The sequence below is a fragment of the Streptomyces sp. NPDC053427 genome (assembly GCF_044544985.1).
Lineage (GTDB): Bacteria > Actinomycetota > Actinomycetes > Streptomycetales > Streptomycetaceae > Streptomyces.
Genome location: NZ_JBITYA010000013.1, coordinates 290,545 through 304,781, shown reverse-complemented (window position 1 = coordinate 304,781; position 14,237 = coordinate 290,545). Strand labels below are relative to the sequence as shown.

The window sequence follows — 14,237 nt, the reverse complement described above, 5'->3', positions numbered from 1 at the left end:
TCCTGTCGTCCGCCCGGAGGGCGGGGCTGGCGGCGTCTGGTGCGTGCGATCGCAAGGCGGAGGGTCGTCCTCGTAGCGGGCTACGTGGACGATCCTGACAACGCAGCGAGCGTGCGTGCCAGACGCCGCGAGCCAGGCGGGACTTTGCGGACACCACCTAGGCGCTCTGTCCGGCGTCCTGTTTCCGGTCGACGTACTCGAAGACCGACCCGTCCGGATGGCGGGCCACGAGGTTGCGGCCGATCGGGGTCGGCAGCGGACCCGCGATGATGTCCGCGCCGACCGCCGACAGGTCGGCGAGGGCGTCGTCCACATCCTTCACGGCAATGGTCGCCGTGACCTTGCGCAGCACCGACAACTCCGCCTCGGGGCCACTCATCAGGAAGAAGCACCCGACGGCCGCGACCGACACGCCGCCGCGCTGGAAGCGGAGCGCCTCGGCGCCGGTGAGTCGTTCGTAGACGCCGATCGCCGCTTCGAGATCGCCGACGCATACCCGCAGTGAGGTCCCCAGAATGTCCATACGGATCAGCCTAGTTGGAGACCCCGGCGACACGCACCGTCCTCACACCCGGCACAAGATCTCGCCGTGCAGGACGGCGAACCAGCCGTCCTCCTGCGCGCCCCACTCCCGCCAGGCCCCGGCGATCCGCGCCAGTTCCTCCGCGGTGGCGTGCCCGCCGTCCTCTGCTGTCCGGGCATAGCGCGAGGAGACCGTACGGTCCGCCCACAGCTCGCTCCACCAGGACCGTTCCTCCGGGGTGCGGTAGCACCAGGTGCCGGCCGTGGCGGTGACGGCCGACGGCGCGAAGCCGGCCCGGCGCGCCCAGGCGTGCAGGCGGCGTCCGGCGTCCGGCTCGCCGCCGTTGGCGCGGGCCACCCGCAGATACAGCTCCTGCCAGTCCGTCATTCCCGGGATCTCCGGGTACCAGGTCATGGCCGAGTAGTCCGAGTCGCGGACGGCGACGATCCCGCCGGGCTTGGTGACCCGGCGCATCTCGCGCAGCGCCTGTACGGGATCGCCCACGTGCTGCAGCACCTGATGGGCGTGCACCACGCAGAAGGTGTCGTCCGGGTAGTCCAGTGCGTGGACATCCCCGACCGCGAACTGGACGTTGGTGATCCCGCGCCCGGCGGCGGTGGCACGCGCCCGGTCCAGTACCTCGGGTGCGTGCTCCAGGCCGGTGACCTGCCCGTCCGGGACCAGCGCGGCCAGGTCGGCGGTGATGGTGCCGGGGCCGCAGCCGATGTCCAGGATCTTCATGTGCGGCTTCAGCGAATCCAGCAGATATCCGGCCGAGTTGGCGGCGGTGCGCCAGGTGTGGGAGCGCAGTACGGACTCGTGGTGGCCGTGCGTGTAGACGGCGGACTCCTGCGGCATGGTCGGCTCCTTCGGGTGACCGGGGCGTACGGGTCGCTGGGCGGGAGAGCGCGGTCGGGCATGGCCGTGGTGCGGGCCGACACCCTTCCGCGTTGCTGATCACACCGTACGGGCGATCTCGTATTTTGAGAGTCGCGTCTCATGATGCGGTCATGCCCTTCGGCTGTCACTCGGGCAGCAGGCGATAGACCGTCAAGGCCTCGTTCGTCTTCTCCAGCGTCAACTCGCCCTGTGAAGCGCCGACTTCACCGTCGAAGGCGAGCGCCGTGCCGTCCGGCAGGCCGCCCAGCCGCAGGTGGCGCAGCCGGGCCTCGCCGAGGACGGGTGAGCTGCGCGGGGAGCCCGTCAGGGCCGCGGCGAGCAGCCGGGTACGGGCCAGTCGGCCGCCGTGCACCACCCGCACATCGAGCACCCCGTCCGCCAGGTCGTGCCGCCGCACCGGCGTCAGCCCCAGTCCCCGGTACTGGCAGTTGCCGACGAACAGCAGCCACACCGCGCGCCGCTTGCCGTTGATCTCAAGAGTCAACGGCTCGGCGGTGCGCAGCACTTCCCACGCCGCGAGCACCCCGGCGGGCCAGGCCCCGATCCGGCCCGCCCACCGCTCGCGGATGCGCACCAGCTCCGGATACACGCCGATGGAGAAGGTGTTGAGGAAGTAGTGGCCCTCGGCGTGCGGTCCGCTGCGGAAGCGCGCGAGGTCCACGGCGACCGCCTCGCCGCGCTCCAGGGCGCGCGCCGCCGCCGCGTAGGTCTCGATCCCCAGGTCGTACGCGAAGTGGTTGTGGGTGCCGCCCGGCAGTACCGCCAGCGGCAGCCCGTGCCGTGCCGCGACCGTTGCCGCCGCGTTGACGCTGCCGTCGCCGCCGGCCACCCCCAGCGCCCCGCCCAGCTCCCTGGCGCGCTCCGCGGCCTCCTCCAGCACGTCCACCAGGGGCCGCGCCTGCGGCCCGCCGTACTCCATGACCTCGGCGTGCGGCAGCGCCCCGTGCACCTCCTGGGCGCGGTCCGGGCGCGGCCCGGCGCGCTGCCCCGAGCCCTGGTTCGCGACCACCACCAGGCCGCGCCCGCCGGGCAGCGCGGGCGCGGCCGCGCGGGGCCGGGCCGGCGGCGCCAGCTGGGCGCGGGTCGGTGCGAGGCCGCGCACGGCGAACGCGGCACCGGCGCCCAGCGCCGCGCCGGCCAGCACATCGCCGGGATAGTGCACCCCGGTGTAGATGCGGGAGAAGGCCACCGACACGGCCACCGGCGCCAGCGCCAGCCCCCACCACTTGTTCTCGAACGCGACCCCGGTGACAAAGGCCGCCGCCGAGGCCGCGTGCCCGGACGGGAAGGAAGAGGTGAAGGGCTGGCGATGCAGCCGCCGCATCACCGGCACCGCATCCAGCAGCGGCCGCTCGCGCCGTACGGAGCGTTTGCCGAGCGTGTTCACGGTCGCCGAGGCCACCGCCAGCGAGGCCGCACCGCGCAGCGCGGCCCGCCGGCCGGGTCTGCCTCCCAGTGCGGCGACGCCCGCCGCGAGCCCGAACCACAGCAACCCGTGATTGGCGCTGCGGGACAGTCGCGGCAGCACGCGCCGGGCGCCCGGCCACTCGCGCGAGGCGATCCGGACGAAGGTCAGCTGGTCGAGGTCGGTCAGTATTTTCCGCATGCGGCACCTTGTACCCAGGCGGGACCGCGGCAGACCCGGGCGGTCCGATCCGCGGCGGATCTTCCGGAGCGGCGCGCGGGCGAACCCGGCCGGCGCCGGCGCGAGCCACCCGAATGGCGCAATGCGCCGGCCGAACCGCCCGCTCATCGCCGTACGCCGCCGTGGCAGGGCCAGGCGGTCGCACCCGCCGCCCGCGCCCGGCCGGACGCCGGGCCGCCCCCCACCTCGGTGGCTACCATGCTTGCGAGCGAACGAAAGGGGCATTTACGGCCCAATGCCGAATATGCGCATTCCCGTATATGCGTCGTGTACATGCGCCCCGTATCCGCGCAGGTACCCGTGCCATGTGCCTGCGCATCCCTGTACCCGCACATTCCCGATACCGCGCATTTCACCGCGCCGTCGCATTTCTGTGCCGGCGCACGGCGCTACCCGCACCCCGCTCTGCCTGGCCGTTGCCGAACCGGCGCGTCCCGGCCCGCCGTCGCAGGCGGCGCATCCGCTCGTCACCTCTCACTTCGGGAGCTCACCATGGAACCCGGCCCCAACGTCTGGAACTGCCCGTTCGACTACGCCGAGGCCCTTGAGTTCGACCCCACGCTCAAGCGCCTGCTGACCGAGGAACCGGTCGCCCGCATCCGGCTGCCGTACGGGGAGGGCGAGGCATGGCTCGTCACCCGGTACGAGGACGTGCGCACCGTGACCACCGACCGGCGCTTCAGCCGGCACGCCGTCATCGGCCGGGACTTCCCCCGTATGACGCCGGAGCCGATCGTCCAGGACGAGGCGATCAACGTCATGGACCCGCCCGCCAGCAGCCGTTTGCGGAGCCTGGTCTCCAAGGCGTTCGCGCCGCGTCACGTGGAGCGCATGCGGGCCGGTACCCAGCGCGTCGTGGACGAACTGCTGGACGCCATGAGCGAGCAGGGCGCGCCCGGCGACCTGATGGAGAACCTGGCGGCCCCGCTGCCCCTGACCACCATCTGCGAGGTCCTCGACATCCCCGAGGCCGACCGCGCGCAGCTGCGCGCGTACGCCCGCACCATGATGAACGTCAGCCTCGACAACAAGGACGCCGCCATCCGGGCCAAGGCCGAGATGCGCGGCTACTTCGCGGAACTGACCGCACACCGGCGCGAGCACCCGGCGGACGACCTGATCAGCGCCCTGGCCACGGCCCGCGACGGGGACGAGATCCTCGACGAGCGGGAACTGACCGTCATGGCCATGGTCCTGCTCATCACCGGCCAGGACACCACCACCTACCAGATCGGCAACCTCGCCTACACCCTGCTCACCCGGCCCGACGACCTCGCCATGCTGCGCTCCCACCCCGAGCGGCTCCCGCAGGCGCTGGAGGAGATGCTGCGGTTCATCCCGTTCCGCAAGGGCGTCGGCATTCCCCGCGTCGCCCTGGAGGACGTGGAGCTGAGCGGGGTGACGATCCGGGAAGGGGACATCGTGCATGTCTCCTATCTGACGGCCAATCGGGACGAGCGGAAGTTCGACCGGCCCGACGAGCTCGATCTGAGCCGCGAGAAGCCGCCCCACATGACCTTCGGCTGGGGCGGACACCACTGCCTCGGCGCCCCGCTCGCCGTCATCGAGCTCGAAGTGGCCCTGGGGACCCTCCTGAAGCGCTTCCCCGAGCTGGCACTGGCGAAGCCGGCCGAGGAGGTGCGCTGGAACCAGACCTCCATCTGGCGCTATCCGCTGGCACTTCCGGTCACCTGGTGACCTCCGCGGTCCGCAGCGGCATGCGGACGTCACCCGTCTGCCGTACCGTTGCTCGTAAAGATGATCCACCCTCACAAGGGAGAGTTCATTCTTCGACGGCTGGCCCGCTCGCGTCCCTCCCCGGGGCCTCGACTCGGGCCGCCGGAACCGTCAGTGGTTCTGTTGCACCCACACGAGCGCACGCATTGCCGCGGCGGCTACCGCCGGCCCACCACACCCCGTAAGTCAGAGCCAGGGATCGTACCGAGCGGACCACAGTCTGCTAGGAGTCCAATCCATGGCGGTTCTGTGCAAACCGGCAATCGCAGTCCCTGAATACATCATCACCAGGGACGACACCCTCGAACTCGCGCGGCAGCTGCACTACGACCATCTGCAGCTGAAAAAGGTGCTCCGGCTGATCGAGCACACGGGCGTGGTCAGACGGCACTTGATCATGCCGATCGACAAGGTGCTGGAACACCCCGGGCTGGACGCCCGCAGCGCCATCTACGAAGAGGAGTCCAAGGCCCGGGTCCCCTCCGTGGTACGCAAGGCGCTCGACCAGGCCGAGCTGGAACCCCAGCAGATCGACCTGATCATCTACGTGTCCTGCACCGGCTTCATGATGCCGGCGCTGACCGCGTGGCTCATCAACGAAATGGGCTTCCGGTCGGAGACCCGGCAGATCCCGATAGCCCAACTCGGCTGTGCGGCAGGGGGCGCCGCCATCAACCGGGCGCACGACTTCTGCCGGGCGTACCCCGACGCCAATGTGCTGCTCGTCGCCTGCGAGTTCTGCTCGCTGTGCTACCAGCCCACGGACCTGGGAGTGGGCTCGCTGCTGTCCAACGGCCTGTTCGGGGACGCGGTCGCGTCCGCCGTGGTCCGCGGGAGCGGCGGCACCGGCGTCCACCTGGAACGCAACGGCTCGTACCTCATCCCCCACACCGAGGACTGGATCTCCTACGCGGTGCGGTCCACCGGATTCCACTTCCAGCTGGACAAGAGGGTGCCCGGCACCATGGAACCCCTCGCCCCCGCCCTGCGCGCCGTCGCCGAGCGGCAGCACTGGGACGCGGGCGAGCTGGACTTCTACATCGTCCACGCGGGCGGCCCGCGCATCCTCGACGACCTGTGCCGCTTCCTCGACGTACCACCCGAGGCGTTCCGCTTCAGCCGCGCGACGCTCACCGAATACGGCAACATCGCCAGCGCCGTGGTACTCGACGCCCTTGCGCGGATGTTCGACGAGGCATCGGCGCTCGACGGCCAGCGGGGACTGCTGGCGGGCTTCGGGCCCGGCATCACCGCCGAGATGGCCCTGGGGACATGGACGTCGACTCCGGCCGGGACGGGCTGAGCGCGTCACTCCGAGTGCGGCCGGCCCCGCCACGGGCCGGCCGCGCACCCGCGCGTACGAACGGGTGACCCGATGCCCCATCCGGCCCCGCCCCGTCCCGCCGCTCGACCCCTCCCTCCCGACGCTGACGTGTCGCCCCGGTCGCCACCCGCCCCATCTGCCAAGGTGGTCGGAGCCGTCAATCATGTGACGGTCCCACGATCGCCTGCCGTCGCGGAGGGTGGAGGTACGGATGCAGCGGACCGCCCCGGATCCGGCCCCGGACCCGCCGGTGGGCCTCCCGGTGCTCCCGGATCTCGCCGCGCACCTCTCCGCGGCCGCCGGCCGCAGTGAACCGGAACCCCCCGGCGGCTCCCCGTCGCTGCGCACCGCCGCCTGCGGCTACTGGCAACGCCGCGGCCTGGACACCACCCCCGGCCATACGCTCGCCGCCCCGGGCGGCCCGGCCCTGCTCCTCGCGCTGTACGCCGCGGCCGAGGGCGCCGTGGTGCTGCCGCGGCCCTGCTCCGAGTGGTACGCACCGCCCGCCAGGCTGCTCGGTCGTCCGGTGCACCTCGCGCCCGTCCCGGCCGAATCGGGCGGGATGCCCGACCCGTTCGCGCTGCTGGAGACCGTCCGTCGGGCCCGGCTGCGGGGCGAGGACCCGCGCGTCCTCGTGCTGTCCGTCGCCGATGACCCGACCGGCACCTGCCCGGCGCCCGAGCAGCTGCACGAGGTGTGCGAGGCGGCGGCTGGGGAGGGGCTGTGGGTCGTCAGCGACGAATCGCACCGCGATCTGCTGCACGACCCCCATGACACCGTGGTGCTCAGCCCCGCCGAGATGCTGCCCGACGAGGTCGTGGTGCTCACCGATCTGCGCGCCACCCTCGTCCCCGCGTCCTGGCCGGCGGCGATCGCGCGCTTCCCGGACACGGAACGGGGCGCGGCACTGCGGGCGGCGGCCCTCGGCACACTGGCCGCGCTGCGCACCCCGCTCCCCGGCCCCCTCGCCTGCGCCGTCACCCACGCCCTTGGCGAACCCGACGCCGTCCGCACCAGAACCGCCGCCGCCGCCCGGCTGCACGCCACGCTCACCGCCGCCCTCCACGGCACCCTCACGGCGGCCGGCGCGGTCTGCCGACCGCCGCACTCCGGCAGCCACCTGTACGCCGACCTGGAGCCGCTGCGCCGCGCCCTCGTGTCCCACGGCATCGGTCAATCGGCCGAACTGGAACGGGAGTTGGCGCCCTGGTCGGCCCGCGGCGGGCACCGCTTCGGGGACGATCCGAGGGCGTTACGGGTGCGGTTGGGGTCCGAGGCGCTGCTGGGCGCCGACCGGGAGCTGCGCGGGCGCGCCCTGGAAGCGTCCAACCCCCTCGAACTTCCCCCCGTCGCCGATTCGTTGACCGCCTTGTCGCGGGCACTGGCCGCGCTCACGGCCCCGGCGGACGGCTGATCCGCCCCCGTCCTCCGCCCGTTGCCCCATGCCGCCCCGGATGCCGCCCCCCGATGCGCCCCCCACGCGTCCCCCGAATGGAGCCCTCGATGACCGAACAGACCGAGCGCTCGGTCGCCGATGCCCGCGCCGCCACCGCGCCCACTCCAGCCGCCCCGCCGGTCACCTCCGACGCCGCCCCGCCGGTCACTCCCGACGCCGCCCCGCCGCACGCCACCCCCGCCCTCCCGCACGCCACCCCGCCACCGCTCGTCGAGCCGCGCCCCCTGGGGGAACCCCGGACCTGGCCCAGGGACTTCACCGACCGGCTGACCGCGCCGCTGCCCGGTGTCCGCGCGCTGGCCCGGATCGCCCGGGAGGGCAAGCTGCGGCCGGTACCCGAATCGTTGCGGGAGATCCAGGAACTCCCCTTCGAGCCGGGTCCGATGCCCGTCGCCGGACCCACCACCGTCGCCCTCACCTGGGCCGGACACGCCAGTTGGGTGATCCGGATCGGCGGTCTGACCGTACTGACCGACCCGGTCTGGTCCCGCAAGATCCTCGGAACCCCCGCCCGGGTCACCCCCGTAGGCGTCCGCTGGGAGGACCTGCCGGCCGTCGACGCGGTCGTCATCAGCCACAACCACTACGACCACCTGGACGCCCCGACCCTCAAACGGCTGCCCCGCCACACCCCGCTGCTGCTCCCCGCCGGCCTCGCCCCCTGGGCCCGCCGCCGCGGCTTCACCCACGTCACCGACCTCGACTGGTGGGAGGCCGTCGAACTGCCCGCCCCCGACGGCCCCGTACGCTTCGACTTCGTCCCCGCCCACCACTGGAGCAAGCGCACCCTGACCGACACGTGCCGCACGCTCTGGGGCGGCTGGATGCTCACCGCGCCCGACGGGCGGCGGCTGCACTTCGCGGGGGACACCGGTTACGGCCACTGGTTCGAGGAGATCGGCCGCCGCTACCCCGGTATCGACCTGGCGATGCTGCCCATCGGCGCCTACGACCCGCGCTGGATGCTGCGCCCCGTGCACACCGACCCGGAGGAGGCCGTACGGGCCTGCCAGGACCTGGGCGCGCGGGCGCTGGCGCCGATGCACTGGTCCACTTTCCTGCTCTCCGCCGAACGGCCCCTGGAACCCCTGCACCGGGTGCGCGCCGCCTGGGCCGCCACCGGCCGTCCCCGCGAGGACCTGTGGGATCTGCCGGTCGGCGCGTCCCGGGTGTTCGAGGAGACGTGACGACCCGAGCGGCCCCGGTCACGTCCGGCCCCGGTCACGTAGGGGCCCGTCCGACGGGCTCGGGTGGCTCCGTCCAGCGTCCTGCGGTCGGCCGACGCGACCGAAGATCTTCGCCCGACAGGGGGGTTGGGCAGGACGATTCACGGTGATTTTGTGCCGTGAGCGCGCCCGGTGACCATAGGCTCAGCCGGCACCCCGGCGAGCCAGCACGATGAGAGACGCGTCACACACCATGCATCGCGATCCTGCCGCAGAGGTCACCCGTAACGCCTCTGACCTGCACAGTCAATCAAAGCGTCCGTTCCGGATGAACTTGATTACCGCCACCGCCCTGGTGATGGGCAACATCATCGGCGGCGGCATCTTTCTGCTGCCGGCCTCGGTCGCCCCGTTCGGCACCGTCAGCCTGCTCGCCTTCGGCGTACTGACCGTCGGAGCCGTGGCCCTCGCCCTGGTCTTCGGGCGGCTGGCCCAGCGCCACCCGGACACCGGCGGCCCCTACGTCTACGCCCGCGAGGCGTTCGGCGACTTCGCCGGGTTCCTGTCCGCCTGGTCGTACTGGACCATGACCTGGGTCAGCAACGCGGCGCTCGCGGTCGCCGCCGTCGGCTATGTCCACGTCCTCTTCCCGGGCCATGCGTCCGCCGGCACCGACCTGGCCGTCGCCCTCGGTGCGCTCTGGCTCCCGGCCCTCGCCAACTTCGCCGGCACCCGCTATGTGGGCGCGGTCCAGCTGGTCTCCACCGTCCTCAAGTTCATCCCGCTCCTCTTCATCGCCGTCGTCGGACTGTTCTTCTTCGACCCCGACAACCTCGGCGCGTTCCACGAGGGCGGTGGCAGCACGGTCGGCGGGCTGTCCGCCGCGGCCGCGATCCTCCTCTACAGCTATGTGGGCGTGGAATCCGCCGCGATGAGCGCGGGCGAGGTCCGCGACCCCCAACGCAACGTCGGCCGGGCCACGGTTCTGGGCACCGTCGGCGCCGCCGTCGTCTACCTCCTGGGCACCCTCGCGGTCTTCGGCACCGTCGCGCACACCAAGCTGGTGCACTCCACGGCGCCGTTCTCCGACGCGGTGAACGCGATGTTCGGCGGCCGCTGGGGCGGTACGGTCGTCGCCGCCGCGGCCGTGATCTCCATCCTCGGCGCCCTCAACGGCTGGACCCTGATGAGCGCCCAGTCCCCGTACGCCGCCGCCAAGGACGGTCTCTTCCCCGCGCCGTTCCTGGTCAAGCGGCGCGGCGTCCCCACCTTCGGCGTGCTCGCCGCCGCGCTGCTGGCCAGCGCCCTGACCGTGATCAACTACCTGATCGGCGCCGGCGGTGTCTTCGAGATCCTGGTCCTGATCACCACCTTCTCGGCCACCGTCCCCTACCTCCTCGCCGCCGGCGCGCAGATCTACTTCCTGCTGACCGGCCGCCGCGACAAGGTCCGCCCGGCCCGCTTCGCCCGCGATCTGACCCTCGCGCTGGTCGCGTTCGGCTTCACGTTCTGGCTGGTGGCCGGGGCGGGCCAGGCCGCGATCTACCAAGGCGTGCTGTTCCTCTTCGCCGGAATCCTGGTGTACGCGGTGATGGCGGCGCGGCGGGCCGGACGGGAGCGCGACGCCGCGGACGCCGCGGACCCGGACGTGGCCGCCGACGCACCGGCCGCCGGCTCGGCCCCGAGTGCGGGGGCGCTGCCGGCCGACGTGGCCTGAGCCTCTGTCAGGGCCGGCGGGCGTCTCCGTCGCCCGCCGCCCGCCCGTTCACCGGAGTCTCGGCCCTCCAGCGGCCGGCCGAAGCGTACGGCCCCGGCCGGCGCCCCGGGGTGCGGCCGCCGTTACGGCCGGGTCCGCGCCGCACGCAACGGCTCGCCGACCCGGTGCAGATGGCGCAGCGCCTCCCCGTACGAGGAGAGCAGTCCCGTCTCGTGATACGGGACGCCGATCTCGGCGCAGTACGCGCGCACGATCAGCTGGGCGCGGCGGAGGTGCGGGGTCGGCAGATGCGGGAAGAGGTGGTGCTCGATCTGGTAGTTGAGGCCGCCGAGCAGCACATCGGTGAGCCGGCCGCCGCGGACATTGCGCGAGGTGAGCACCTGACGGCGCAGAAAGTCCGGCCGCTCCTCGCCCGTCAGCGTCGGCATGCCCTTGTGGTTGGGCGCGAAGGTGCAGCCCAGATAGACGCCGAACAGCGCCTGATGGACGAAGAGGAACGCCAGCGCCTTACCGGGGGACAGGACCAGGAAGAGCGCGCCGAGGTACAGCGCCACATGCGCTGTCAGCAGCCCGGCCTCCGTGCCCCGGCGCTTCATCGCGGGTGACCGGAGCGCCCGCAGGCTCGATACATGGAGGTTGAATCCCTCCAGCGTGAGCAGCGGAAAGAACAGCCACGCCTGATGGCGGCCCATGAAGCGGGGCAGTCCGGTGGCGGCCCGCGCCTGGTCCTGGGACCACACCAGGATGTCGGGCGCGACGTCCGGGTCCAGCTCCTCGTGGTTGGGATTGGCGTGGTGGCGGGTGTGCTTGTTCATCCACCAGCCGTACGACATCCCGACGCCGAGATTGCCGAACAGCAGGCCGCCGATCTCGCTCGGCCGTCGCCTCCGGAACACCTGCCGATGTGCCACATCGTGTGTCACCAGGGTGACTTGCCCGAAGACGAAGGCCAGCACGGCGGCCACGCCCAGCTGCCACCAACTGTCCCCCAGCATCCCGAACGCCGTCCAGGCCCCGGCGAACGCCGCGGTCACCAGCGAGAGCCGGACGGCGTAGTAGCCGGGCCGGCGGGCGAACAGCCCGGCCGCCGCTATACGGCTGGACAGCCGGGCGAAGTCGCTGCCGGGCGGTGCGGCCGGGGCGGCGGGTGGGACGGGGGAGCGGAGACTCGTTGTCATACGGCCGAGTCTTCCGGCGGGGAAAGGGCGCCGACAGCCGGTCCGCCCCCGGACCGGCGGGGGGTTTTCCGGGGGCTCTTCGGGGGGCTGGGCACACCCTCCGTCAAGGTGCTGATCGTCGAACCCGGCGCGTTCCGGACCGGCTTCGCGGGCGGCGGCGCCCTGCACCGGTCCGCCGCTCTGCCCGCGTACGAGGAAACGGTCGGCCCGGTCCGTACGGGGCTTCCGGACTCCGACGGCAAGCAGCCCGGCGATCCGGCCAAGGCCGCCGCGGCCATTCTGACCGCGTTGGACACCAAGGAGACGCCGCTTCGTCTGCCGCTGGGCAACGACGCCGCCGATGCGGTCCTGGCCCATCTGAGTGCCTCGATCGAGGAGACGACCGAGTGGGAGGCCGTCAGCCGCGGCACCGACTTCGACGACTGACACGCCGGACGGGCGCCCCGCTCGCCCCTCGGGGGCCCGTCCCCTTCCTTCCTCGGCAACCATGGTTGCCATTTCCGGGAAGGACGCGGTGCAATGGACGGTGTGGAGCACTCACCCGCCATCAGCCGAGCCCTGTCCCAGGTCGGCCCCCGGCTCAAACGCCTGCGCACCGAGCGTGCCGTGACCCTGGCGGCGCTCTCAGAGGCCACCGGCATCTCCAAGAGCACCCTCTCCCGCCTGGAATCCGGCCAACGCCGGCCCAGTCTGGAACTCCTGCTCCCCATCGCCCAGGCCCACCAGGTCCCCCTCGACGAACTGGTCGGCGCCCCCGAGGTCGGCGACCCGCGCGTCCGCCTCACGCCCCGGCGGATGCGGGGCGCCACGGTGCTGCCCCTGACCCGTCAGCCCGGCCCGTTGCAGACCTTCAAAATGGTCCTGCCGGCCAGTCGCTGCACACCCGAGCCGTGCACCCACGAGGGCTACGAATGGCTCTACGTGCTCGCCGGACGCCTGCGCCTGGTCCTGGCCGACCACGATCTGGTCCTGGAACCGGGCGAGGCCGCCGAATTCGACACCCGGCTGCCGCACTGGTTCGGCACCACCGGCGACGGCCCCGTCGAGGTCCTCAGCCTCTTCGGCAGCCAGGGCGAACGCATGCACGTACGCGCCAAACCCCGCGCCCGCGTCCAGGAGTAGCGGGGCCGGGCCGCAACGCCTCCGGGGCCGCGCCGGGTGAGCCGCCTGGCCCACTGGGCATGCAAATGGTCGAAAATCAGTCCAGTCTGGGTTCAGGCGGTAGGACCGCCGGCTGTCGACTCCGGTGCCCGTTGTGTGGCGGGTGCTCCTATCTCCCTGGAACCCCGATGAACGCACCCCTGACGCCGATCAGCGTCATCTGCGATTGCCCGCTGCTTCTGCACGGCCTGGTGCATGTGATCAATCCCGAGCCGGATCTGCAGATTGTGAATTCGTTCGGGAGTGTGGGCGATCATCGCAGCGACGGGAATGCCGGAGAGGTCGTCCTGCTGAACCTTCAGCTGCCCACCTGGGAGACGTCCAATGTCGTCACCCAATTGCATATGCGAGGGCATGCGGTCATCGTGCTGTCGGTCTCCGAAACGCAATCCGACGTAGTCTTGTGTATTAAGGCCGGCGCGCGCGGATACCTGGGTCAGAGAATCAGCGAACCAGAGTTGCTCACGGCCATCCGTGCCGTCGCTTCGGGGTGCAGCTACTTCTCCACCCACCTCAACGGCAAGGTCCTGCCCGTGCCACCTCTCCACATCACCGACCGCGAGAGGCAGATCCTGCAACTCCTTGCCAGCGGCGCCACGGACCGGGAGATCGCCGCCAAACTGAACATCACCGAAAATACGGTGCATTCCCATCTGGACCGGCTGCGCAGCAAGAGTGGCTCGCACCGAAGGGCGGATCTGACCCGGTTGGCGCTGCGCTACGGTCTGACCGGTGATTGAGTTCAAAACAAAATTGGGCAGTTTTGCCCATGGGGTGGTCGGCGGGGCGGTATTACCCACATGTAAACCAGTCATTCTGCCCCTTGAAATTCCGGAGAAATTGGACAAGTGTTGCACATTGAGAAGGCAATGTAGCAGCGCCAATGGCATGTCGCGTATCAGCGCGGCGCGCGTGAGGACGCTCACGTGGGAGCCACGGGATTTTCGCATTCACGGCTCACCGGTATTCCGGGTGCAGATCATGAAGCTTGCGTGACTTCCCTCTTTTTTGGAATTTTTCAATTTTTTGAGGCTGACCATGAAGAAGATGCTCGGTGTCGCGGCGGCCGTTTGTATGGCGGCAGGCGCGTATGGCATCACAGCCGCTGAAGCCAGTGCGCCTCAGACAATAAGCTCGGCAGCCGCACAGGCGGCACAGAGCCATGTCAACGGTGCAGGAACCCACGTAAAGGCGAAGTCGAAGACGAACGCACCCGACCGCCGGTGCCGCCCCAGGAGACTGTGCAGGAATGTGGTGGGCGGCGGACTCGGCAACGCCATCGGAAACGCTACGAACAATGCACGCGGAGCCGGCGGTGCCGGTGGCCTCGGCAACGCCATCGGAAACGCTACGAACAATGCACGCGGAGCCGGCGGTGCCGGTGGCCTGGGTAACGCGATCGGTAACGCCACGGGTAACGCTGGTGGAGC

General features: G+C 71.3%; 13 protein-coding genes. 8 read left to right on the top strand and 5 right to left on the bottom strand.

The features are described 5' to 3' along the window. Window positions 1–157: 157 nt before the first annotated feature. The 3 genes from ACIGWZ_RS32835 to ACIGWZ_RS32825 all read right to left on the bottom strand — a co-directional run bounded on the left by ACIGWZ_RS32835 (window position 158) and on the right by ACIGWZ_RS32825 (window position 3,029). Window positions 158–523 (bottom strand): VOC family protein, encoded by a 366-nt coding sequence (locus tag ACIGWZ_RS32835; protein ID WP_400070447.1) that lies wholly within the window; start codon window positions 521–523, stop codon window positions 158–160. Between the two features lie 42 nt (window positions 524–565). Beyond that, the gene (locus ACIGWZ_RS32830; protein WP_400070444.1) at window positions 566–1,381 is read right to left on the bottom strand and encodes a class I SAM-dependent methyltransferase; all 816 of its coding nucleotides are present in this window, start codon (window positions 1,379–1,381) and stop codon (window positions 566–568) included. Between the two features lie 166 nt (window positions 1,382–1,547). Further along, window positions 1,548–3,029 (bottom strand): bifunctional phosphatase PAP2/diacylglycerol kinase family protein, encoded by a 1,482-nt coding sequence (locus ACIGWZ_RS32825; RefSeq protein ID WP_400070442.1) that lies wholly within the window; start codon window positions 3,027–3,029, stop codon window positions 1,548–1,550. A gap of 531 nt (window positions 3,030–3,560) precedes the next feature. On the opposite strand from ACIGWZ_RS32825, the gene ACIGWZ_RS32820 reads away from it, so the two are divergent. The 5 genes from ACIGWZ_RS32820 (at window position 3,561) to ACIGWZ_RS32800 (ending at window position 10,468) form a co-directional block, all read left to right on the top strand. Further along, window positions 3,561–4,766 (top strand): cytochrome P450, encoded by a 1,206-nt coding sequence (locus tag ACIGWZ_RS32820; protein WP_400070440.1) that lies wholly within the window; start codon window positions 3,561–3,563, stop codon window positions 4,764–4,766. 277 nt (window positions 4,767–5,043) lie between these two features. Further along, window positions 5,044–6,108, top strand: a complete 1,065-nt coding sequence (locus ACIGWZ_RS32815; protein ID WP_400070438.1) for a type III polyketide synthase — start codon at window positions 5,044–5,046, stop codon at window positions 6,106–6,108. Between the two features lie 232 nt (window positions 6,109–6,340). Beyond that, complete coding sequence (locus ACIGWZ_RS32810) at window positions 6,341–7,543, top strand: aminotransferase class I/II-fold pyridoxal phosphate-dependent enzyme (protein WP_400070436.1); 1,203 nt, start codon at window positions 6,341–6,343, stop codon at window positions 7,541–7,543. Window positions 7,544–7,632: 89 nt separating this feature from the next. Next, entirely contained in the window at window positions 7,633–8,772 is a 1,140-nt protein-coding gene (locus ACIGWZ_RS32805) for an MBL fold metallo-hydrolase (RefSeq protein WP_400070435.1), read from the top strand. Between the two features lie 307 nt (window positions 8,773–9,079). Beyond that, on the top strand, window positions 9,080–10,468 hold the full coding sequence (locus tag ACIGWZ_RS32800) for an amino acid permease (RefSeq protein WP_400070433.1): 1,389 nt from the start codon (window positions 9,080–9,082) through the stop codon (window positions 10,466–10,468). 122 nt (window positions 10,469–10,590) lie between these two features. Here ACIGWZ_RS32800 and ACIGWZ_RS32795 read toward each other — a convergent pair whose 3' ends face one another. Further along, window positions 10,591–11,646, bottom strand: a complete 1,056-nt coding sequence (locus tag ACIGWZ_RS32795) for a fatty acid desaturase family protein (protein ID WP_400070431.1) — start codon at window positions 11,644–11,646, stop codon at window positions 10,591–10,593. 108 nt (window positions 11,647–11,754) lie between these two features. On the opposite strand from ACIGWZ_RS32795, the gene ACIGWZ_RS32790 reads away from it, so the two are divergent. The 3 genes from ACIGWZ_RS32790 (at window position 11,755) to ACIGWZ_RS32780 (ending at window position 13,547) form a co-directional block, all read left to right on the top strand. Then, a complete protein-coding gene (locus tag ACIGWZ_RS32790) occupies window positions 11,755–12,072 on the top strand; it encodes a hypothetical protein (RefSeq protein ID WP_400070429.1) in 318 nt (105 codons plus the stop codon). Window positions 12,073–12,165: 93 nt separating this feature from the next. Further along, window positions 12,166–12,768, top strand: a complete 603-nt coding sequence (locus ACIGWZ_RS32785; protein ID WP_400070427.1) for a helix-turn-helix domain-containing protein — start codon at window positions 12,166–12,168, stop codon at window positions 12,766–12,768. Window positions 12,769–12,935: 167 nt separating this feature from the next. Then, window positions 12,936–13,547, top strand: coding sequence for a LuxR C-terminal-related transcriptional regulator (locus ACIGWZ_RS32780; RefSeq protein WP_400070425.1), 612 nt, complete (start codon window positions 12,936–12,938; stop codon window positions 13,545–13,547). Between the two features lie 217 nt (window positions 13,548–13,764). Here the strand turns inward: ACIGWZ_RS32780 and ACIGWZ_RS32775 are convergent. After that, the coding region (locus ACIGWZ_RS32775; RefSeq protein ID WP_400070423.1) for a hypothetical protein at window positions 13,765–14,237 on the bottom strand (473 nt) is incomplete at its 5' end.